A 21,385-nucleotide genomic window follows, 5' to 3' on the forward strand; every position below is an offset into this window, starting at 1 on the left:
CCGTCGGGGCGAATACAAGCCGACCAACAATGGCTTGACTGGAGGTGCTGCGATGACTACTCGACGAACATTTTTGAAGGGTATATCGGGCCTTGTAGCGGCCGCAGTGGGTGGCATCGAGTCCCCGGCAAATGCACAAGCGGGGAAGCTTGACGAGAACGATCCACAAGCCGTCTCACTAGGATATAAGCACGAAACAACGAAGGTCGATAAGGCTAAATTTCCAAAGCACGAGGCGAGCCAGAAGTGCAGCAACTGCCAATTGTTTCAAGGAAAAGCCAGCGACGCGTGGGGACCCTGTCCCATTTTCGGTAGTAAGCAGGTCGCAGCAAACGGTTGGTGCAACTCTTATGTGAAAAAGGTTTGAAAAATCTAAGACGCCTCTATCTCTAAGCGCGCTATCTCACATGAAAGGAGACAGCAATGAAAAAGCTAGCCTTCCTCGCCGCCCTTTCGCTTACGGCTGTTGCGGCTTGGGCCCAGGGCGGCCGCTACGGCTCCCCTCCAACACCAGGGACTGACACTGGCAGGCGCGCAGAGCCGTCTGGGCAGGCCGCCAGCGGTGCCTCCGGCGAGAGCGCCAAAAAGGACAAGAGCGCAGCTCACGGCGATGTTGACCGTAATATGGGGCGTGCAGGCGGCCAAGGCGCTTCGGCCGCGGCCACGCGTAGCCACCCTGCGTCGGCCCCCAAGAGCCAGCCCTGACCTGCGGAGGAGAGGGGCGGTGCAATCAGAACCGCCTTCTTGCCACTTCGAATCAAGGTCTCCGACCGGTAGGCCATCACTGTGGCCGACGGGCTGCTATGCTGACTCGACCGGGCTGGACAAGTGCTGCAGACGTTGCGTCAGTAGAGAAAATGTCGGTGCGGACTCCTCCGGGCGCAGTTGCTCGTTGATTTGGCCGTGCAGAAGGAGGGCGCCTCAGCGGCCCGATTCACTGTCAAATTTTATTGAACATTTTGTCAATTTGAATCGGGATTGTATAGCGGTGTTATCCAAGCAAGAATGCTAGGCTGACCGCGATGGGACCAGCCCACGCCCGAGGAAGCTTCCGTTTCCTTCGGTCGACCATCAGCGGCGGTGCAATGAGGTCTTCGTCGCCGCTGCCAACATCCGCGAGTCCGGCACGCCGCATGTAGGGCGTTGCGCTGCAGCAGCCAACCGGCATCGCGTGGCGCCAGCCCGATAGGCTACGATTTTTCACAGACGGCTCGTGCCTCGAAACAGCCCATGGAGACAAACAATGCAGACGCCTGACCAATCCCAAGGCATCGACTTCCCGCTTGAGGGCGTGCGCGTACTCGACCTGTCGCGTGTGTTTGCGGGACCGCTGTGTGGCCAGGTCCTGGCCGATTTCGGCGCCGACGTGGTCAAGGTGGAACACCCCGGCCGCGGCGACGACACGCGCGACTGGGGCATGCGCATCGGCAAGACCGAGACGACCTACTACAACAGCATGAACCGCAACAAGCGGTCCATCACGCTGGATCTGCAGAGCAAGGAAGGCGTGCAGATTGTCTACGACCTGCTGCCGCAGTTCGACGTGGTCATCCACAATTTCAAGACCGGCGGGGCCGAGAAGCTCGGCCTCGGCTACGAACAGCTCAAGGCCATCAGGCCCGACCTGATCTACTGCGCGGTTTCCGGCTACAACAGCAGCGGCCCCGAGGCCAAGCGTCCCGGCTACGACCTGGTGATCCAGGGAGAGGCCGGGCTCATGGCGCTCAACGGCGAAGCCGACACGCCGCCGCTGAAGTTCGGCGTGGCGGTGGTGGACCTGATGACCGGCATGTATGCCGCGCAGGCGGTGCTGGCGGCCCTGTTCCGCCGCGAGCGCAAGGGCAGGGGCCAGCTGATCGAGATGGCGCTGTACGACTGCGGGCTGATGGTCACCGGCTATTACGGCCTGGACGCCATGCTGCTCGGACGCGACCCCGCACGCTATGGCAATGCCCATCCGTCGATCGTGCCCTATGGCATGTTCGAGGCCGCCGATGGCCCGCTGATCATCGCCGTGGGTAACAACAGCCAGTTCGACAAGTTCTGCCGCCAGGTCATCGAGCGTCCGGACATCGTCGAGGACCCGCGCTATGCCACCAATGTGGAGCGCGCCAGGAACCGCGAGACGTTGACCCCGCTGATCACGGGCCTGATCCGCGGCTTTGCGCGCGACCTGCTGCTGGAGCGCATGACGGCCTGCGGCATTCCCTGCGGCAAGGTGGCGGGACTGCACGAGGCCTTGACCAGCGAGCGGACCCGCGAGGGCGGCCTGCTGCGCGAGATGCCCCATCCCGTTGCAGGCAGCACGCATGTGTTCGCGCCCCCTTACCGCCTGGATGGCCAGCGCCTGCCGATCCGCAATGCGCCGCCGACGCTGGGCGAGGGCACGCGGGCGGTGCTGCAGAGCCTGCTGCAGATGAGCGATGACCAGCTGCAGGCACTGCAGGCCCGCGGCGTGCTGACGCTGCCCGAGGCACCGCAGAACGCCTGAGCATTCGCGCCGCGCGGACGCACATGGACGTCCGCGCAACCCCGCCCGGCAAGGGGGGCCTTGGGTTCCCTTGCACTGATTCAACCTGGAACAACAAACGTGCGCACTCGAAATTTCACCCGTATGGTCCACTCCCGGCGTCGTGCCATTCTGGCCCTGGTCGCAGCGCCGCTGCTCGTCGGCAGCGCTTTCGCGCAATCCTGGCCAAGCAAGCCGATCAAGCTCGTCGTGCCGTTCCCGCCGGGCGGGCCCACGGATACTGCGTCGCGCATCGTCGGCCAGAAGTTGGGCGAGCGCCTCAAGCAGCCGGTGGTGGTGGAGAACCGCGCCGGTGCATCGGGTTCCATCGCTGCCGCCCAGGTGGCCAAGAGCGCGCCCGACGGCTACACGCTGATGATGCTGGCCACGCCCACACTGCTGGCGCCGCACCTGTACAAGAAGGCGGGCTACGACACGACCAAGGACTTCACGCCCGTAGCCACCGTCTATGACCTGCCGATCGTGGTGGTGGTCAACCCGACGCTGCTGCCCAACGTGACGGACCTGCCCAAGTTGATCGCACAGGCCAAGGCGCAGCCGGGCAAGCTCAACTACACCAGCTCCGGCGCGGGCAGCTTCGGCCACCTGAGCATGGAACTGCTCAAGCAGATCGGCGGCTTCGAGATGCAGCATGTGCCCTATAAGGGCGGCGTGCCCGCGATCAGCGACACCATCGGTGGCCAGGTCCCGATCATGTACGCCGACCTCGTCGCCGCGCTGCCGCACATCCAGGCGGGCAAGCTGCGTGCCATCGCGGTCGGCTCGCCGCAGCGCGTCCGCATGCTGCCCGACGTCAAGACCATTGCCGAGCAAGGCTTCAAGGGCTACGACGCCGTTTCCTGGGGCGGCCTGCTGGCGCCGCCGGGCACGCCCAAAGAGGTGGTGGACCGCATCTCTGGCGAAGTCGGCAAGATCCTGGCCGACAAGGAAGTCCAGGACAAATTGCTGAAGGCCGGTGCCATTGCCAACTACCAGGCGCCGGCGCAGATGGGCCAGCGCATCCAGCAGGACTATGCCAAGTGGGGCAAGGTGATCCGCGACAAAGGCATCGCGGTCGAGTAAGCGCCAGCAAGCCGGGCACGCTGCAACGGCGTGCCCGGTGCACACAATCCCGGGGCGGTCAGCGACCCGGCCCGCGCTCCAGGACCTGTCTCCGCTAAAATCGACCAGAAGCGGTTCCCCAAGGTTAATAGCGTGGCACTTCAGCAGGGTTTCATCCTGACCCGACATTGGCGCGATACGCCGGCTGGCACCGAGGTCGAGGTCTGGCTGGCTACCGATGATGGGCCACGCCGGCTGCACCTGTCCTGCCAGCCGTCCATTGCGTTTATTCCCGAGGCACAGCGTGAGCGCGCCGAGGCGCTATTGCGCCGCGAGCGCGATGTCGAGCTGCGCCCGCTCAAGCTTCAGGATTTCCAGCGCAGGCCCGTACTGGGCCTGTACTGCCAGCAGCATCGGCAACTGATCCAGCTCGGCCGCTCTCTGCGCGACGCCGGCGTGGATGTCTACGAAGCCGATATCCGCCCGCCCGAGCGCTACCTGATGGAGCGCTTCATCACCGCCCCGGTCTGGTTCGACGGTGAGCCGGATGCCAGCGGCGTCGTGCTGCGCAATGCCCAGATGAAGCCCGCGCAGGACTACCGGCCCACGCTACGCCTGGTCTCGCTCGATATCGAAACCAACGCGTTCGGCGAACTCTATTCGATTGCCCTCGAAGGCTGCGGTCAGCGCCAGGTCTACATGTTGGGCACGGCGCCGCAGACGCCCACCGAGGTCGATTTCTCGCTCGAATACTGCGCAACACGGCCCGGGTTGCTGGAAAAGTTGAACCAGTGGCTGGCCGATCACGACCCCGACGCGATTATTGGCTGGAATCTGATCCAGTTCGACCTGCGCGTGTTGCACGAGCATGCACGCCAGTTCCAGATTCCGCTGCGCCTCGGCCGGGGCGGTGCCGAAATGGAATGGCGCGAGCACAACGCCCAGCAGCACTATTTCGCCAGCGCACCAGGCCGGTTGATCATCGACGGCATCGAGGCGCTGCGTTCCGCCACGTGGAGCTTCCCGTCGTTCAGCCTCGAATCGGTGGCACAGACGCTGCTGGGCGAAGGCAAGGCGATCGACAACCCGTACGACCGCATGGCCGCCATCGACCGCCTGTTCGAGCAGGACAAGCCGGCGCTGGCCCGCTATAACCTGCGCGATTGCGAACTGGTAACGCGGATTTTCGAGAAAACCGAGCTGTTGCCATTCCTGCTGGAGCGCGCCACGGTCACGGGCCTGCCGGCCGACCGCAGCGGTGGTTCGGTGGCTGCCTTCACGCATCTCTACATGCCGCTGATGCACCGCCAGGGGTATGTAGCGCCCAACCTCGGCGAGAAGGCACCGGAGGCAAGCCCCGGCGGCTTTGTCATGGATTCGCGGCCGGGGCTGTACGAATCGGTGCTCGTGCTGGACTACAAGAGCCTCTATCCGTCGATCATCCGTACCTTTCTGATCGACCCGGTCGGCCTGGTCGAGGGTCTGGCGCATCCCGACGATGCCGATTCGGTACCTGGCTTCCGCGGTGCGCGGTTTTCCAGGACGAAGCACTGCCTGCCGGCGATCGTCGCCAGGGTCTGGCAAGGCCGTGAGGCCGCCAAGCGTGAGCGGAACAAGCCGCTCGCTCAAGCGCTCAAGATCATCATGAACGCGTTCTACGGCGTGCTCGGGTCCAGCGGTTGCCGGTTCTTCGATCCGCGACTGGCGTCGTCGATCACAATGCGCGGACACGAAATCATGCGACAGACCCGGGCGCTGATCGAGGCCCGCGGCTACGAGGTGATCTATGGCGACACGGATTCCACGTTCGTCTGGCTGCGCCGCGCCCGGACGGAAGCCGATGCGGACCAGATCGGCCGCAGCCTCGTCGCGTACGTCAATGACTGGTGGCGCGACCACCTCTGGCAGACCTATGGCCTGGAAAGCGCGCTCGAACTCCAGTTCGAAACCCACTTTCGACGCTTCCTGATGCCGACGATCCGCGGTGCGGACCTCGGCAGCAAGAAACGCTATGCGGGTCAGGTCGAACGGCCGGATGGCAAGGTCGAGATGGTGTTCAAGGGTCTCGAGACGGTGCGTACGGACTGGTCGCCGCTTGCCCAGCGGTTCCAGCAGACCCTCTACGAGAAAATCTTCAACCGGGAGCCGTACGAAGATTATGTGAGGGACATCGTGCGTCGCACGCTGGCCGGCGAGCTCGACGAGCAACTGGTTTACCGCAAGCGGCTGCGCCGCAAGCTCGATGAATACCAGCGCAACGTGCCGCCGCACGTCCGGGCCGCCCGCATCGCCGATGCCTATAACGAGCGCCAGGGGCGCCCGCGCCAGTATCAGCACGGCGGCTGGATCAGCTATGTGATGACGGTGGCGGGGCCGGAGCCACTCGAAACCCGCGCGGCGCCGATCGACTACAGCCATTACGTCACCAAGCAGCTCCAGCCGATTGCCGATGCCATTCTGCCGTTCCTGGACGACGATTTCGAAACGCTGTTAACTGGCCAGATGGCGCTGTTCCCGCAATAGCTCGGGCATGGCTCAACCCTGCGCATTCAGCAGCCGCAGAATCTCCTCATGCACGCGAGCATCGCCACTGGCGACCACCGCTCCCCCATGTTGGGGATCGCCGCCCGTCCAGCTCGTCATGATGCCGCCGGCGCCCTCGATAATCGGGATCAGCGCCTGCACGTCATAGGGTTGTAGTCCCGCTTCGACCACGGCGTCGACATGACCGGCGGCGACCATGCAATAGCCGTAGCAATCCCCGCCGTATCGCTGCATCCGCGCCGTCCGTGCCACGCGCTGGAAAGCATCCCACTGTTCGCTGGTCTCAAACATATCCGGCGTGGTGCAAAGCAGCTTGGCTTGCGCGAGCGCCGGGCAGGGCTGCACCCGTAGTGGTTTGCCATTCAGCCAGGCACGGTTGCCGTCTCCGGAAAAACGCTCGCGCGTGAAGGGCTGGTCCATGACACCCAGCGCGGGGCGCTGGCCATCGTTCAGTGCAATCAGCGTCCCCCAGAGCGGCAGCCCGGTAATGAAGGCACGCGTGCCGTCAATGGGATCCAGTACCCAAAAGAACGGATCGGTGCCGGTCATCCTCTGTTCCTCTTCACCAAGTACCCCGTGGGTGGGATAGGTGCTTCGGATGAGTTCACGCATGGCTCGCTCGGCTTCCCGATCGGCCACGGTGACGGGATCAAAGCGGGTGGCGCCTTTGTTCACCACGTCGACGACCCCACGAAAATGGGCGAGTGTCATCGCGCCTGCCACATCGGCCAGGCGGCCGGCAAAGGTGAGATATTCGGCTTGCTCGTCTGGGTGCATAGACATGGCAGTGTGCGAAGCTAAGTGCGTCCCTTGGCCGGGCGCGGATTACCAAGCGATATCGTTGGCGGCGGCAACAACGCGTTCCGTGATCGGCTGGCCCCATAAGTGGTTGTTCCCGGGCGCCCTGGCGCCCAACTCTCCCACCAGATGTGCATTAGTAGGCATTTATCCTAATTTATTTGCAAAGGATAATTTATCCAGATAGGATAAATGCTGATAATCGCACCCGGAAGTCACCATGTCCGAGCCGTCCGCCGCCTCCGAACGTTACACCTTTCGCCGCCCCGCGTTGGCGGCAAGCTTCTGCGCGGCCTTGGCCGGGGAGGGAATCCAGGATGCCCGCTCGGGCCTGTTCCTCGCGGCGCCGCGTCGGGTAGGGAAGTCCACGTTCCTGCGCGAGGACCTTGTGCCGGCCGCCGGGCAGCGCGGCTGGGTCACCGTGTATGTCGACTTGTGGTCGAACAAGGCGCACGACCCGGGCGAGCTGATCGCCGACGCCATCAAGCACAAAATTGCCGATCACGACGGTGTCGTGAGCAAAGCCGCAAAGGCTGTCGGCCTCACCAAGGTCACCGTCATGGGCACCCTCGGGTTGGACCTCACCGCCACGGGATTGCCAGCGGGCGTCTCGCTCACGCAGGCCCTTGAGGCGCTGCGCAAGGCCGCCAGGAAAGCGGTTCTCCTGATCGTCGATGAAGCGCAGCACGCTCTGACCACGGAGAAGGGCGTGGAGGCGATGTTCGGCCTGAAGGCGGCGCGCGACGCGATGAACGTTTCGGGCAAGGCCCCGGAGCTCATGCTGGTCTTCACCGGCTCAAGCCGGGACAAACTCGCGCACCTGGTCATGAATTCGCGCATGCCGTTCTACGGCTCCCAGGTGACGCCGTTCCCGCTGCTCGATCGAAACTTTACCGACGAATTTACCAAGAGCGTGAACCGGGCGCTCGCCGCGGGCAATCAGCTTGAGCCGGAGGCCGTCTACGAAGCCTTCGTGATGGTCGGGCATCGCCCGGAGATGCTGCGCCACCTGATTGGCACGATCGCACTGGCGAACGAATCGCCAAACCTCAGTATCCGACTCAAGGATGACGCGACGCTCGTCCAGGAGCGCTTGTGGCATGACGTCGAAAGCGACTTCACCTCGCTGTCGCCACTTCAGCAGGCGGTGGTGCGTGTCATGGCTGGCAAGGACGGTCAGTTTTCTCCCTTCGGAGAGAGCGCCATGTCCGCGTACAAGGCCCTTGTGCCGGATCATGTGAGCGTGAGCGCCGGGACGGTTCAAAATGCGATTGACGCCCTTCGTGAGCGCGAGATCGTATGGAAAGAGTCGCGAGGCTCGTACGAAATCGAAGATCAAGCGTGGCTGAGCTGGCTCCGCGCCAAAGGCCTGACGTCCTGAAGGACGCGGTAACGCGGCCGCGTCGACTGGTGCCTGCAGGCCAGCCTGCACGGAGGAGGCGCCCGTGACGCAGCCAGCCTAGTCGCCGCCGGGCTGGTCCCGCAGGCTCGCCTTCGCTTCTGCCTCGGTCTCGTAGACATAGGGCGCGAGGCCGCGCCGGGCGAGCGTGTCGCCGAGCTTGGCGCGCATGAAGGCGCTGGTGGTAAAGCGGGTCACGCCGATGTAGTAGCGTGCCACCATGTCCGAGATCATCTCGACATAGGCATCTTCCACGCTCCGGTCGAGCACGAAGCCCTCGTAGTTGACCACCGTGTAGACCCTGTGGCCCAACGGCTCGCAGATGCGGATGACCTCCTTGCGGATCGCCTCGACGTCTTCCTGGCGCTTCACTTCGAGCTGCTCGAAATTCAGGAACAGGATGTTCTTCTCTTCGTCGTAGTTGAAGCGCGCCTCCAGCGGCAGGCGCAGCACGTCGGCGCGCAGTCCCATCGGCTCGGGGCGGAAGATCCGCTCGTCCATCAGCACCGGCGAGCGCACGATCGGGACGAAGTCCATCTTGGCGAGGATGTCGCGCTCCAGGTCGACCCCGGGCGCAATCTCGATGAGTTCCATGCCCTGCGCGCCCAGCTCGAACACGCAGCGCTCCGTGATATAGAGCACGGGCTTCTGCGACGCCGCCGCGTACGGGCCGGAGAAGGTGCGATGCTCCACTTCCTGGACGAATTTCCTGGCCGTGCCGTCGCGGTGGATATGGAGCTTGCCGTCGGTCACCGAGAACTCGCCGCCGCCCGCCATGAAGGTGCCGACAAACACGGCCTTCTTCGCATTCTGGCTGATGTTGATAAAGCCGCCGGCACCCGCCAGCCGTGGCCCGAACCGGGAGACATTCAGGTTGCCCATGCGATCGGCCTGCGCCAGGCCGAGGAAGGCGATGTCGAGCCCGCCGCCGTCGTAGAAATCGAACTGGTAGGGCTGGTCGATGATCGCGTCGGGGTTGGTCGCCGCGCCGAAGTTCAGCCCGCCGGCAGGAATGCCGCCGATCACGCCCGGCTCGGTCGAGAGCGTCACGAGGTCGAGGATCCGTTCCTCGTTGGCGACGTTGGCGATGCCCTCGGGCATGCCGATGCCGAGATTCACCACGCTGTTCGGCTGGAGTTCCATCGCGGCGCGCCGGGCGATCACCTTGCGTTCGCTCATCGCCATCGGCGCCACGCTGCTCGTCGGGACGCGGACCTCGCCCGAGAACGCCGGATTGTACGGCGTGGCAAAGGTCTGCAAGTGGTTCTCCGGCTGCGCCAGCACCACGCAGTCCACCAGCACGCCGGGAATTTTGACCTGGCGGGGATTGAGCGAGCCGCGTTCGGCGATGCGCTCCACCTGCACGATCACCATCCCGCCGCAGTTGTGCGCGGCCATGGCGATGGCAAGTGCTTCCAGCGTCAGCGCCTCGCGCTCCATGGTGATATTGCCGTCCGGATCGGCCGTGGTGCCGCGCACGATGGCGACGTTGATGGGGAAGGCCTTGTAGAACAGATAGTCCTGGCCGCCGATCTGCATCAGCTCGACCAAGTCCTCGGTAGTGCGTTCGTTCAGCTTGCCGCCGCCAAAACGCGGATCGACGAACGTGCCCAGTCCGACCCGCGACAGGTGGCCGGGCTTGCCGGCCGCGATATCGCGGAACAGGTGGGTGATCACGCCCTGCGGCAGGTTGTAGGCTTCGATCTGGTTGCCGACTGCGAGCTGCTGGAGCTTCGGTACCAGCCCCCAGTGTCCACCGATCACGCGCTTCACCAGACCGGGCAACGCGAAATGATTCAGGCCCCGCTCCCTGCCGTCTCCCTGGCCGGCGGCATAGACCAGGGTCAGGTTGCCGGGCTTCGACAGGCTGACGGGCGTGTCGTCGTCCTGCGACAGGCAGATTTCCTCGACGGCCATGGCAATCTCTTCCGCGAAGCCGATGCCGACGAAGCCGCCCGTCGCCACGGTATCGCCATCCCGGATCAGGCGTACCGCTTCACGCGCCGAGACCAGCTTGCCGTTCTCGCGCGTGTGAATCGCTGGCAATGGACGGTGCTTACTGTCTTGCGTATTCATTTGGATCAATAGATGCCGGTCAGGTAGTAGAAGGCAATGACGACGAACACCGCCAGCGTCTTGATGCAGGTGACTGCGAAGATGTCGCCATAGGACTGGCGGTGCGTCAGGCCTGTCACCGCGAGCAGCGTGATCACGGCGCCGTTGTGCGGCAGGGTATCCATGCCGCCGCTGGCCATCGAGGCGATGCGGTGGAAGACGTCCAGGGGGATGCCGGCGGCATGCGCCGCGGCGATGAACTGGTCGGACATCGCGGCGAGCGCGATGCTCATGCCGCCGGAGGCCGAGCCGGTGATGCCGGCGAGCGTGGTGACCGTGATGGCTTCGTTGACCAGCGGGTTTGGAATCGACTTGAGGGCGTCGGCCACCACGAGGAAGCCGGGCAGGCCTGCGATCACCGCGCCGAAGCCATACTCCGAGGCGGTGTTCATGGAAGCCAGCAACGAGCCGCCGACCGCCGCCTTGGACCCTTCGGCGAACTTCTGGCTGACCGGCTTGAAGGCGAACACCAGCACCGCGAGGATACCCACCAGCAGCGCGCCCTCGACCGCCCAGATCGCAGCCACCTTGGACACCTCGGTGGTGACGGGTTTGGTAGCGCCGGCGAGCATGAACTCATGGGTCTTGCCATAGAATCGCGGGATCAGCTCGGTAAACACCTTGTTCAGCACGCCAACCAGCACGAGCGGCAGGATGGCGATCCAGGGATTGGCCAGCTTGCCATGCTCGAAGGCCTCGGGCTCGTTGGTATGGCCCTCGCCATAGCCCTCGCCGCCAGCCGCAGCCTGGCGCCGGCGCAAGTTGAGGTAGGTCAGGCCCACCACCAGGATGAATATCGTCCCGACCACGCCCAGCCAGGGCGCGGCCCAGGTATTGGTATTGAAGAAAGTGGTCGGGATGATGTTCTGGATCTGCGGCGTCCCCGGCAACGAGTCCATGGTGAAGGTAAAGGCGCCCAGCGCAATGGTGCCGGGTATCAGCCGCTTGGGGATGCCGCCTTGGCGGAACATCTCGGCGGCGAAGGGATAGACGGCGAACACCACGACGAACAGCGAGACGCCCCCGTAGGTCAGCACCGCGCACACCACCACGATCGACAGCATTGCCCGCTCACGCCCCACCAGCGCGATCACGGCCGAGACGATGGACTTGGAAAAGCCGGAGAGCTCGATCGTCTTGCCGAATACCGCACCCAGCAGGAAGACCGGAAAGTAAAGCTTGACGAAGCCGACCATCTTGTCCATGAACACGCTGATGAACATTGGCGGCACCAGGGCCGGGTCGGTCAGCAGCACGGCGCCGAGCGCGGCAACCGGCGCGAACAGGATCACGCTGAAGCCGCGGTAGGCGACGAACATCAGGAAGAAGAGGGCGGCCACGACGATCAGGAAGCTCACCACGATGCTCTCCTTCCAGGGTGACGGGTGACGGTCTTGATGAAGGTCCTGCCCGACGCCTTGCTGGCGGAGCCGGGCGCTTGCGCTAGTAGGAGCCGCCCGTATCGATGGTCATGTTGAGCATGTCATGCTCGAGATCCTTGATGAAGGACTCGTCCTCCTGGATCAGTTCCTCCAGGACGTCATTGTTGGAGACTACCCCGATCACCCGCTGGGACTCGATGACCGGCAGGTGCCGGATCCGCTTGGCGTGCATCAGCGCCAGGCATTGCTCGCAGGTGTGGTCGGGCGTGACATAAATCACTTGCGTGGTCATGATGTCGCGGACCCGGGTGTCGCCTGCCGTGCGGCCGGCCAGCTCGACTTTTCGGGCGTAGTCGCGCTGGGACAGGATGCCGGCGAGGCTGTCGGCCTGCATCACGAGTACCGTGCTGACATCCTTGTCAGCCATCAGGCGCAGCGCGGCCAGTACCGAGTCGTCGGGGCTCACGGAGATCAGGTCGCGAGGCTTGTCGGACAAGAGCTGGCGCGCCGTCTTTCTCGCTTTCTTCATGGTACAGACATTACGGGCGCTGTGGCGAGCGACCGCTCCGTTTGGTCTTCGGCATAAGCTGACTGACTCTTACCGAATGCGGCGCACGGCTTCGAGCATGGAATTCCCCTGACTTGTCAGGCGCGGGTAGGCATCCCCGCTACCATGACCATGCTCCATCGTGACCAGCTTGTGAGCCAACAAGGTGTCCAATTGCTCGGGCTCGAGGTCGTCGATCTCCTGCGCGTCGCCGAGCAGCAGTAGCGCGGCGATTTCATGCGGACTTAGCATGGCGGCCTCCGTTGTCGCGGTTGGAAAATCACGAAGTACGACTGCTGCCCCGAACTCGGTTCCACAGTTGGCGGTGGCGACAGCAGGGGATGCATCGGTGCGAGGAGCGCTGGGAGCGTACACCGAACGGCCACGATAAACTTCTTTGCGCCTGGCATCAAGCCAGATATATGCGGCAATGCAGCAGAGTGAAGCAGCGCCAGGGTACCAAAAGGCGGTTGCCGCGAGGCTACTGGCAGCATTGCGCGGCGCCGCGGGAGAGGACTGGCGCACGGCGCCGACGCGGCCTTAATAAGGAGGCAAGGTAATGGAATCGAAAGCAGTATCGCAAGCCGACCGTGTGGCACTCGTGACCGGCGCCGGCAGCGGCATCGGCCGGGCCACGGCCAACCGCCTGCTCGACGATGGCTTCAGGGTGGTGGTGGCGGGACGCCGCATGGAGCCGCTGGCAGTCCTGGTAGAGGAGGCTCGCGCTCGCGGGCGGGAGGCGCTGGCGGTGACGGTCGACGTGCGCGACGCCGCGAGCGTCGAGGCGCTGTTCGCCACCATCGAGGCGACCTACGGCAGGCTGGACGTGCTATTCAACAACGCTGGTATCAACGCTCCGGCGATTCCCATGGACGAGCTCGACGTGGCGCAGTGGCAAAACGTCATCGATACCAACGTCACCGGCGTCTTCCTCTGCGCACGCGCAGCCTTTGCCTTGATGCGGCGCCAGTCACCGCAGGGCGGACGAATTATCAACAATGGCTCGATCTCGGCGCATGCGCCTCGTCCGTTCACAGCGCCTTACACAGCCAGCAAGCACGCGGTGCTGGGCCTGACCAAGAGCATCGCACTGGATGGCCGCGCCTTCAACATCGTCTGCAGCCAGATCGATATCGGCAATGCGCTGACAGAGCTGTCGGCGCGAATGCAGAAGGGCGTGCTGCAAGCCAATGGCACGGTGGCGCCTGAGCCGATGGTCGACGCTCGCCACGTCGCCGATGCGGTCGGCTACATCGCCGGCCTGCCACTTTCCGCCAACGTACTGAACATGACGGTGATGGCAAGCAACATGCCTTTTGTCGGCCGCGGCTGAGGCAGGCCGCCACTTTGCATGCCCGCTATTTTCGCCGGCTTCGTTCTTCATCTTGTTCGGTGGCGCGTCCAGCTGGCTCTCGCGCCTGAAGCGCACGGGTGTGCGACTGGCTATCGACGACTTCGGCACCGGCTACTCCTCGCTTGCCTACCTGAGCCGCTTCCCCCGTCACTAACCGCGGCACTAGGCAAATTGCCGAATCTGATCCCGGACGACGGGACAAATCGCGGTATGCCAGTGTGGGCCTAAGAACAGATCGTAATGACCACACTGGCGTGCCGTGATGTGCCGCTTGTGGCTTGAGGCAATGCCTGGACACAAATCGTGCGCGGCTTGGGTCTGGCCACGGCCGGCAATGTCATCCAGTTCGCCTTCGATGGTGAGCAATGCAGTGGTGTGGATGTCCTGCGGGCGCACCGGTTGGCCTCGCACGCGCCAGTCGCCGAGGGCCAGCCGAAATTCTTGAAACACGATCTGGATGGTGTCCAGATAGAACTCGGCCGCCATGTCAAGCACCGCGTTATATGCATCGCACGCGCGCCGGCGCGCCTCGGCACCGGCGATGTCACCCCGAACGAGATCGCGATAGTAGTCCCAGTGCGATGCAACCAGGCGGTCGGGCTGCGTCGCCACCAAACCGGCATATTGCAGGAAGCGCGGATACACTTTGCGACCGGCACCGGGGTAGCGATCTGGCACGGCGTAAATCAGGTTCTGTTGAAACCAAGCGAGCGACCGGTGCGCCGCGAGCTTGTTGATCGCGGTGGGGCTACGGCGGGCATCGATCGGGCCGCCCACCAGGATCAGGCTCTTGGGCGTTGGCTCACCTCCGCTAGCCAGCAGGGAAATGGCCGCCAGGGCGGGCACGGTGGATTGACAGATCGCAAGCACGTGCAACCGGTCGGTCCCGATCAGGCGGATACACGCTTGCATCAGCGCCACATTCTCATTCAGGTCGAACGGCCCCTCCGCCAACGGCACGCGGCTGGCATCGATCCAGTCGGTCACGTACACCTCATGGTCCGGCAGCAACGTTGTAACGATTTCCCGTAGCATGACAGCGTGGTGACCAGCGAGCGGGGCGCAGAGCAGCACCGCCGGTCTCTCCTTGCCGCCGGCGACGCCGCAATCAGCTGCCGCCTCGGCCGCAAAACGCAGCAAGCGGCAGAATGGCGTGTCGAGCACAAGCTGCTCGACCACCGGTATGACGCGGCCCTCCCGTTCGACGGCGGTAATGTTGAACTCGGGCTTCTCGTAAGCTTTGCCGAACCGGTAGAGGAATTCGTAGCCTGCGGCAAAGTACGGTGCACCCGGCAGGCAGGCCAACGGACTGTCAGGGTTGCCGAAGGCGTGCGCGGCGCCTGCGGCCCACATCGTCAGCGGATGCAAAAGCGCTCGCTGATATTCCATGAATTTGTACAGCATTGGAGCTCCCGGGAACAAGCCGGATAATCCGGTCACCGCCGACAGAGGTGGCGAAAGCTGATACTAGATCCACGCGAGGAATGCCCCAGATCCCACACGGGCGTCCTTGCCACGGCGCCACGGGCACGTGGTTACCGAGGTTACAGTGTTTATGCAAGCCCTTCCAGCCTGATTTTTACTATAGGGCAGGCACGAAGCGCGGCAAGGTTCGGTGATCGGGGGCGCTGTGCCTGCTGCTTCTGATCTAAAAGGAGGCGCGTGTGCGCCGCTCGATCAGCGCGTCCGACAGCCGCGACGAGACGATCCCAGGGTCGGTTCATACCTTCCCGACCGCCTCCTACCGCGAGGCCAAGCACCCCCAACTCAATTCCTGCCAAGCCTTCCATTAGCATTTGCAGCTTCGACGCGCCGGGTGGATACTGAAGCATCTCCATGAGACTCTTCAGCCTCGCAACGAGGGGCGGGCTCGGCAACAGTGCCAGGCTGAAGCTGTTACCTCGCGACCGGGCAGAGGCACGCAAATGATTGAAGCTTCCGGATTGAAGGCGGGCATGGTCATTCTGCTCGACGGCGAACTCCACAGTGTGGCCAGCGCCGAGCACCATGCAGGCGGCGGACAACAGGCTGGCGCCGTGTTCGCCAGGCTCAAGCACTTGAAAACAGGTCACATCAAAGAGCTGCGCCTGCACCTGAGCGACAGGCTCGAGGATGTTGTGCTCGAGCACAAGGAGATGGAATACCTGTATACCGACGGCGTCGCGTTTTACTTCATGAATCCGGACACCTTCGACCAGATCAGTCTTCCCATTGAAGCCGTCGGTGCCTACGAAAAGTTCCTTCAGCCGAATATGCGGATTCCGGTGCGGCTTTACGAGGGCGAGCCGGTCAATATCGCATTTCCCACGCAGGTCGAGCTCGCAGTCGTTTCCACGCCTCCGGGGCTGCGCGAGCATGAAAGCTCCACCTTCAAGAGCGCCACGCTCGACAACGGCATGGAAGTCCTTGTTCCCCAGTTCATCAAGGAGGGGGACACCGTGAGGATCGATACCGCCACAGGAAAATACCTGGAGCGCGTCAGGCGGGAAACCAGAAGGCCCTGAGTGGGGCCCACGTCGCACCCTGTCTCCAGGCCACCCGCGCAGGCGCGCAGGTCACAACGCCACCGCCTCCCGCAACGCGCGCTCCACCGCCCGCATGGCGATCGCGCGCTTGGTCGCGTCCGCGCTTTTCGGCGGGATCGCCAGCATGGCGGTCACCAGCGCATCATGGAACTCAGGCTTGTCATGGCGCTTGCCCTGGATGGCAGCCTCCACCGACGCCAGCCGCCACGGCCGGTGCGCCACGCCGCCCAGCGCGATGGCGGCACGCTTGATAGTCTTGCCTTGCAGCGTCACCGCCGCCGCCACGGACACCAGCGCTGACTGGTAGGCGGCGCGGTCGCGCACCTTCAGGTAGACGCTTTGGCGCGCCAGCGCGCCGCGCGGCACGATGATCCGCACCAGCAATTCGTTCGCCTTCATGTTGTGGTCGCGCTGGGGCGTGGTGCCGGGCGTGCGCAGGAAATCCTGCGCCGCCAGCACGCGCTCGCCGCCGGGGCCGCGCACCACGATCTGTGCGTCCAGCGCGGCCAGCGCGACCGCCAGGTCGGACGGATGCGTGGCGATGCAGCGGCTGCTGCGGCCGAACAGCGCGAAGGCACGCGTGGCGCCGGCCAGCAGCGCGGCGCAGCCGGAGCCGGGGGTGCGCTTGTTGCAGGGGACGTCGATGGTGCCGTTGCGGAAGTAGGCGCAGCGGGTGCGCTGCAGCAGGTTGCCGCCCACGGTGCCGGCGTTGCGGATCTGCGGCGAGCCGATCTGTTCGAGTGCCTGGGCGATGGCCGGGCATTCGTGCACGACATCGGCGTCGGCGGCTACGTCGCTGATGCGCGCCAGGGCGCCGATGACCAGCGCCGAGCCGGTCATCGACACCTGGCTCAGTTCGGTGATGCCGCTCAGGTCGACCAGCGTGCCGGGCGCGCAGATGCCTTCGCGCATCAGGTTGAGCAGTTCGACGCCGCCGGCGATGCACATCGTGTCGGCGCTGCCGATGGCAGTGAGGGCGTCGGCGACGCTGGTGGCGCGCACGAAGGCGAATTCGCGCATGTCAGCCGCCCCCGCCCGGATGGTCGCGGGCGTAGTCGAGCACCGCTTCGACAATGTTGGGATAGGCGCCGCAGCGGCACAGGTTGCCGCTCATCCAGGCGCGCACCTCGTCCGCCGAGCCGGCATGGCCCTCGGCCACGCAGGCCAGCGCGGACATCACCTGGCCGGCGGTGCAGTAGCCGCACTGCAGGGCGTCGTGGTCGAGAAAGGCGCGCTGCAGGGCGTGCAGCTTGTTGGCCGAGGGCGCCAGGCCCTCGATGGTGCGCACGGTGTGGCCGTGCGCCATTACGGCCAGCATCATGCAGCCAAGCACGCGCCGGCCGTCGACGTGGACCGTGCAGGTGCCGCACTCGCCCCGGTTGCAGCCGACCTTGGTTCCGGTCAGACCGAGCGCGTCGCGCAGGGTATCGGCCAGCGTGGCGCGGGTGTCGACGGTCAGGTCGCGGGCGGTGCCGTTGACGGTCAGGTGGATGGCTGCGGTCGGCATGCTCGGCTTCGTCAGTGCAGCAGGGTGTCGAGCTGGATCGGCAGCCGGCGCACGCGCACGCCGGTGGCGTGGTACACGGCGTTGGCGATGGCCGCGGCAATGCCGACGATGCCCAGCTCGCCCACGCCTTTGCTGCCGAGCGGGTTGGCCTTGTCGTCAACCTCTTTCACCAGGATCACGTCGATGGCCGGCACGTCGGCACAGGTCGGCACCAGGTACGACAGCAGGCTGGCGTTGACGAAGCCGCCCGCCACCGGATCGGAGACCGACTCTTCAAGCAGCGCCATGCCGATGCCGCCGACGATGCCGCCGGCGAGCTGGCTGCGCACCAGCAACGGGTTCACGACCTGCCCGACGCCGAAGGCGCTGACCACGCGGCTGACGCGCGGGACGGGCACGTCCGTGTCGACCACCACCTCAACAAAATGCGCGCCGAAGGACAGCATCGGCCCCGGCGCCGTGGCGGGCGGGGCGGCGTTGGCACTGGCGTCGAGCGCAGCGCCGCCGGCGGCAACGATGGCGTTAAAGCCGACACCCTGTGCAGGCGATGCCGTGAGGAAGACGCGACCGCCGCCGGCGGCCATTGTGTCGACCGGCTTGCCCGTGAGCACAGTGCCCGGCTGCGCGGCGGCAGCGGCGAGCAGCTTGCCACGCAGGTCGCGGCTGGCCGCCAGTACCGCGGAGCCGACGCTGGCGAGCGTGCGCGAGCCGCCCGACACGGTGGTGCGGGGCAGGGCGGTGTCGCCGATCTCGACCTTGACGTGGTCCAGGTCGGTGCCCACGGCGTCCGTGGCGATCTGGGCCAGTGCGGTGCAGATGCCGCCGCCCATCTCGTGCGTGCCGCTCCTGACGGTAAGCATGCCGGTAGCGTCCATCGATACGCTGGCGGACGCGGGCGAGCGGTTGACGGGATACGCCGCGCTGGCCATGCCCCAGCCGATGCGCTGGCCCTGCGCGTTGCGCATCGAACCGGGCACGGGCTGGCGCGCGGCCCAGCCGAATTTCTGGCCGGCCCGCTCGTAGCACTTGCGCAGGCTGTTCGAGGTCCATGCCACGCCCGAGACCGGGTCGGTGGTGGCGAAGTTCTTGAGCCGCAGCGCGACCGGGTCCATGCCGAGCGCCACGGCCAGCTCGTCCATCGCGCTTTCCAGCGCGAAGAAGCCGGTGGCTTCGCCGGGCGCGCGCATGGTGGTGGGCGTGGGCAGGTCGAGCCGTACCAGCGAGCGGCTGACTTGCCCCGACGGGCAGGCATAGATCATGCGCGTGCGCGACGTGGCCGGCTCGAAGAAATTGTCGTTCATCGAGGTGGTGGACTTGGCGCTGTGCGTCAGCGCCTTGAGCGTGCCGTCGCTGCTGGCGCGCAGCGTCAGCTGCTGCTCGGTGTGCGGACGGTGCCCGACCATCGAGAACATCTGCGCGCGCGTGAGCGCCAGCACCACCGGCCTGCCGACCCGCTGCGCGGCCACGGCCGCCAGCAGCACGTGCGGCCAGGTCAGCCGCTTGGCGCCGAACGAGCCGCCGACGAACTTCGACACCACGCGCACCTTCGCCACGGGCAGGCCAAAGCAGGCGGCCACCATCGCCTGCTCGCCGCGCATCCATTGCGAGCCGTCGTGCAGCGTGAGCGTGCCGCCCTGCCATGCGGCAACGACGGCGGTGCGCTCCATCGGATTGTGGTGCTCGAAGGGCGTGAGGTAGGTCTGGTCGACCAGCACATCCGCTGCAGCGGGCGCGGCCGCAGCGGGCGTTGCCGCGGCCCACCGGAAGTTATGCATCGGCGAGGCGGCGGGGCGCGCGACCAGCTGCGCGGCGGGGATGACCGTGGCCGGCTTGGGCGCGTAGCGCACGGCGAGACTGTCAGCGGCAAACTCCGCGGCCTCGCGGCTGGTGGCGACGACCACGGCGATGGCCTGGCCGAGATGGGCGACCTTGTCGTCCTGCAGCGGCAAGCGGCGCTGACCGGCTGCGGCGGGGAAGGGGTCAGGAACCTGGAAGCGGGGGCAGTTGGCGGCGGTGATGACTTCGAGCACCCCAGGCACGGCGCGGGCCGCGCTGTCGTCGATGGACAAGACACGCCCCTTCGCGATCGCGCTGGCGCGGATGACGGCATGCGCCGCATCGGCGGGGGCGGCATCAGCGGCATACGTCGCCCGCCCGGTCACCTTGGCGTGGCCGTCGATGCGCGGTACGGATTTCCCGACTGACGGCATGGTCGGCCCTCCTCCCACATCGCAAGAACTCTAGTACATGAATCCCGGCCCTTCAATGACATGTGGTTGATGTCTGACCTGCAGCGAACTAGGCTAGTGTCCTGGCCCGTAAATAGCTTGATGAATGAAATCGTCCAGTTGCTCTGCGGGCAACTGGACGATTTCATATCGAGTTTATTTACGGGACAGGACACCAGGTACGCAAAGAAGCGCGCGGCGCGCAAAGGGGAGACCATGAGCGAGGCACTCGATTTCCGCAAGTCGCTGGCGCGCCAGCTGCTGTCGTCCGGCATGACCGAAGCCGATTTCGACAACCATCCCACCGTGGCGACCACGCTTGCCGCCGCGCCCGGGCTGGCGGCGCACCCCACCATTGCGTTCCCGGCCACGCTGCGGCCCATACCGGTGCCGATCGATCCCATGCCCGCGCTGGACGCTGCGCTGCCGCGTGCCGACGTGGTGGTCATCACCTGGACCGTGGACGAGACCATGGCATTGTGCGATGTCATGACGCCGGGTTTTTCGCGCGACCACTGGTATCGCTATGCCCGCAACTTCGACCAGTACCTGCCGAAGATCCGCGCCGGCGCCCCGGCGCGCGGCGTGATGCGGCTGGCCAGCTACTTCCCGGTGCAGATCGGTGCGAAGAAGGTGCTGTGCATGAAGTCGGAGCTGCACCTGAACCAGGATGGCATCACCAGGCCGCCGGCGGGCAGCGCACACCAGGCATCGCTGCCGGTGAGGGACCTGTTCCACCAGATCCTGGACGAGACGCGGGCCAAGCTGATCATCACCACCGGCACGGCGGGCGCGGTCTTTGCCGGGCACGACCTTGGCGACGTGGTGGTCACGCGCGGCGCCAAGTTCCGCTGCAAGCAGGAGTTCCGCGACAGCCCGTTCAACGACAAGATCTATAAGTCGAAATGGACCGTCAAGACCAAGCACTTCGCCAAGGCGGTGGCGCTGATGGGCGCGTTCAAGCCTGAGCTGGCCGAGCCCGAGTTCCTGCCGCCTACGGTCAACTACGCGCCGCTGGACAACATCCCCAAGCCGATCCGCGAGAACAATCCCGATATCAAGCTGGACGGGCGCGACATGCCCGCGTTCCACCCGATCCTGACCACCGACTTCTTTGAGTTCGGCACCTCGCTCAACCATCTTGAAGAGATCGGCTGCGCCGTGGAAATGGGCGACGCGGTGCTGGGGCTGGTGGTGGAAGAGCGCGCCGCCGCGGGCAAGTCCACGCCGCGCTGGCTGGTGGTGCGCAATTGTTCCGACCCGCAGATCAACGGCAGGCTGCGCAGCAAGCCTGCCAGGCAGAGCCTGCAGGCGATGTGGGCGGTCTACTACTACCTGGGTTTCGGCTACTGGACCAGCATGAACAGCGCACTGGCCTGCTGGGCGATCATCGCGTCGAACTGACTTGCCGTGCC

At 65.1% G+C, this 21,385-nt stretch carries 17 protein-coding genes and 1 pseudogene; 9 read left to right on the forward strand and 9 right to left on the reverse strand.

Going from position 1 to position 21,385, the window contains the following annotated elements; all coding sequences use genetic code 11:
• The first annotated feature begins 52 nt into the window (after positions 1 to 52).
• From K307_RS46850 to K307_RS35015, 4 genes are all read left to right on the forward strand, one after another.
• Complete coding sequence (locus K307_RS46850) at positions 53 to 367, forward strand: high-potential iron-sulfur protein (protein WP_080745330.1); 315 nt, start codon at positions 53 to 55, stop codon at positions 365 to 367.
• 876 nt (positions 368 to 1,243) lie between these two features.
• Positions 1,244 to 2,491, forward strand: coding sequence for a CaiB/BaiF CoA transferase family protein (locus K307_RS35005; protein ID WP_042885627.1), 1,248 nt, complete (start codon positions 1,244 to 1,246; stop codon positions 2,489 to 2,491).
• Between the two features lie 123 nt (positions 2,492 to 2,614).
• Positions 2,615 to 3,592 carry a Bug family tripartite tricarboxylate transporter substrate binding protein gene (locus K307_RS35010; RefSeq protein ID WP_042885629.1) on the forward strand — a complete coding sequence of 326 codons (978 nt, stop codon included), beginning with the start codon at positions 2,615 to 2,617 and terminating at the stop codon, positions 3,590 to 3,592.
• Positions 3,593 to 3,724: 132 nt separating this feature from the next.
• Complete coding sequence (locus K307_RS35015; protein ID WP_042885630.1) at positions 3,725 to 6,094, forward strand: DNA polymerase II; 2,370 nt, start codon at positions 3,725 to 3,727, stop codon at positions 6,092 to 6,094.
• Positions 6,095 to 6,106: 12 nt separating this feature from the next.
• On the opposite strand, the gene hisN is transcribed toward K307_RS35015, so the two are convergent.
• Positions 6,107 to 6,898, reverse strand: coding sequence for a histidinol-phosphatase (gene hisN, locus K307_RS35020; RefSeq protein WP_042885631.1), 792 nt, complete (start codon positions 6,896 to 6,898; stop codon positions 6,107 to 6,109).
• Positions 6,899 to 7,133: 235 nt separating this feature from the next.
• Between hisN and K307_RS35025 the strand changes: the two genes are divergently transcribed.
• Positions 7,134 to 8,294 carry a hypothetical protein gene (locus K307_RS35025; RefSeq protein ID WP_042885632.1) on the forward strand — a complete coding sequence of 387 codons (1,161 nt, stop codon included), beginning with the start codon at positions 7,134 to 7,136 and terminating at the stop codon, positions 8,292 to 8,294.
• Between the two features lie 78 nt (positions 8,295 to 8,372).
• Here K307_RS35025 and K307_RS35030 read toward each other — a convergent pair whose 3' ends face one another.
• The 4 genes from K307_RS35030 to K307_RS35045 all read right to left on the reverse strand — a co-directional run bounded on the left by K307_RS35030 (position 8,373) and on the right by K307_RS35045 (position 12,608).
• Positions 8,373 to 10,388 (reverse strand): acyl CoA:acetate/3-ketoacid CoA transferase, encoded by a 2,016-nt coding sequence (locus K307_RS35030; protein WP_042885634.1) that lies wholly within the window; start codon positions 10,386 to 10,388, stop codon positions 8,373 to 8,375.
• Between the two features lie 5 nt (positions 10,389 to 10,393).
• The gene (locus tag K307_RS35035; RefSeq protein ID WP_042887797.1) at positions 10,394 to 11,785 is read right to left on the reverse strand and encodes a GntP family permease; all 1,392 of its coding nucleotides are present in this window, start codon (positions 11,783 to 11,785) and stop codon (positions 10,394 to 10,396) included.
• Between the two features lie 85 nt (positions 11,786 to 11,870).
• Positions 11,871 to 12,338: a CBS domain-containing protein gene (locus K307_RS35040; protein ID WP_042885635.1), complete on the reverse strand. Its 468-nt coding sequence runs from the start codon at positions 12,336 to 12,338 to the stop codon at positions 11,871 to 11,873.
• A gap of 69 nt (positions 12,339 to 12,407) precedes the next feature.
• A complete protein-coding gene (locus K307_RS35045; protein WP_042885637.1) occupies positions 12,408 to 12,608 on the reverse strand; it encodes a hypothetical protein in 201 nt (66 codons plus the stop codon).
• 307 nt (positions 12,609 to 12,915) lie between these two features.
• Here K307_RS35045 and K307_RS35050 point away from each other — a divergent pair, with 307 nt between their 5' ends.
• Positions 12,916 to 13,689: an SDR family oxidoreductase gene (locus tag K307_RS35050; RefSeq protein WP_042885638.1), complete on the forward strand. Its 774-nt coding sequence runs from the start codon at positions 12,916 to 12,918 to the stop codon at positions 13,687 to 13,689.
• Between the two features lie 64 nt (positions 13,690 to 13,753).
• Positions 13,754 to 13,855 (forward strand): annotated as a pseudogene (locus K307_RS50480) (EAL domain-containing protein); the annotation flags it as partial.
• 17 nt (positions 13,856 to 13,872) lie between these two features.
• Here K307_RS50480 and phaZ read toward each other — a convergent pair.
• Entirely contained in the window at positions 13,873 to 15,114 is a 1,242-nt protein-coding gene (gene phaZ, locus K307_RS35060; RefSeq protein WP_042885641.1) for a polyhydroxyalkanoate depolymerase, read from the reverse strand.
• A gap of 521 nt (positions 15,115 to 15,635) precedes the next feature.
• Here phaZ and K307_RS35065 point away from each other — a divergent pair.
• A complete protein-coding gene (locus tag K307_RS35065; RefSeq protein ID WP_042885642.1) occupies positions 15,636 to 16,214 on the forward strand; it encodes an elongation factor P in 579 nt (192 codons plus the stop codon).
• 51 nt (positions 16,215 to 16,265) lie between these two features.
• Here K307_RS35065 and K307_RS35070 read toward each other — a convergent pair whose 3' ends face one another.
• The 3 genes from K307_RS35070 to K307_RS35080 are packed head-to-tail and all read right to left on the reverse strand — an operon-like array spanning position 16,266 to position 19,952.
• Entirely contained in the window at positions 16,266 to 17,255 is a 990-nt protein-coding gene (locus K307_RS35070) for an FAD binding domain-containing protein (protein ID WP_042885645.1), read from the reverse strand.
• 1 nt (position 17,256) lies between these two features.
• Positions 17,257 to 17,742 carry a (2Fe-2S)-binding protein gene (locus K307_RS35075; RefSeq protein ID WP_042885648.1) on the reverse strand — a complete coding sequence of 162 codons (486 nt, stop codon included), beginning with the start codon at positions 17,740 to 17,742 and terminating at the stop codon, positions 17,257 to 17,259.
• Between the two features lie 11 nt (positions 17,743 to 17,753).
• Positions 17,754 to 19,952: a xanthine dehydrogenase family protein molybdopterin-binding subunit gene (locus K307_RS35080; protein ID WP_042885649.1), complete on the reverse strand. Its 2,199-nt coding sequence runs from the start codon at positions 19,950 to 19,952 to the stop codon at positions 17,754 to 17,756.
• Between the two features lie 234 nt (positions 19,953 to 20,186).
• On the opposite strand from K307_RS35080, the gene K307_RS44625 reads away from it, so the two are divergent.
• Positions 20,187 to 21,374 carry a hypothetical protein gene (locus K307_RS44625; protein WP_051975300.1) on the forward strand — a complete coding sequence of 396 codons (1,188 nt, stop codon included), beginning with the start codon at positions 20,187 to 20,189 and terminating at the stop codon, positions 21,372 to 21,374.
• Positions 21,375 to 21,385: the final 11 nt, after the last annotated feature.

It is taken from the genome of Cupriavidus necator A5-1, assembly GCF_000744095.1.
In the GTDB taxonomy this organism is placed as follows: domain Bacteria; phylum Pseudomonadota; class Gammaproteobacteria; order Burkholderiales; family Burkholderiaceae; genus Cupriavidus; species Cupriavidus necator_A.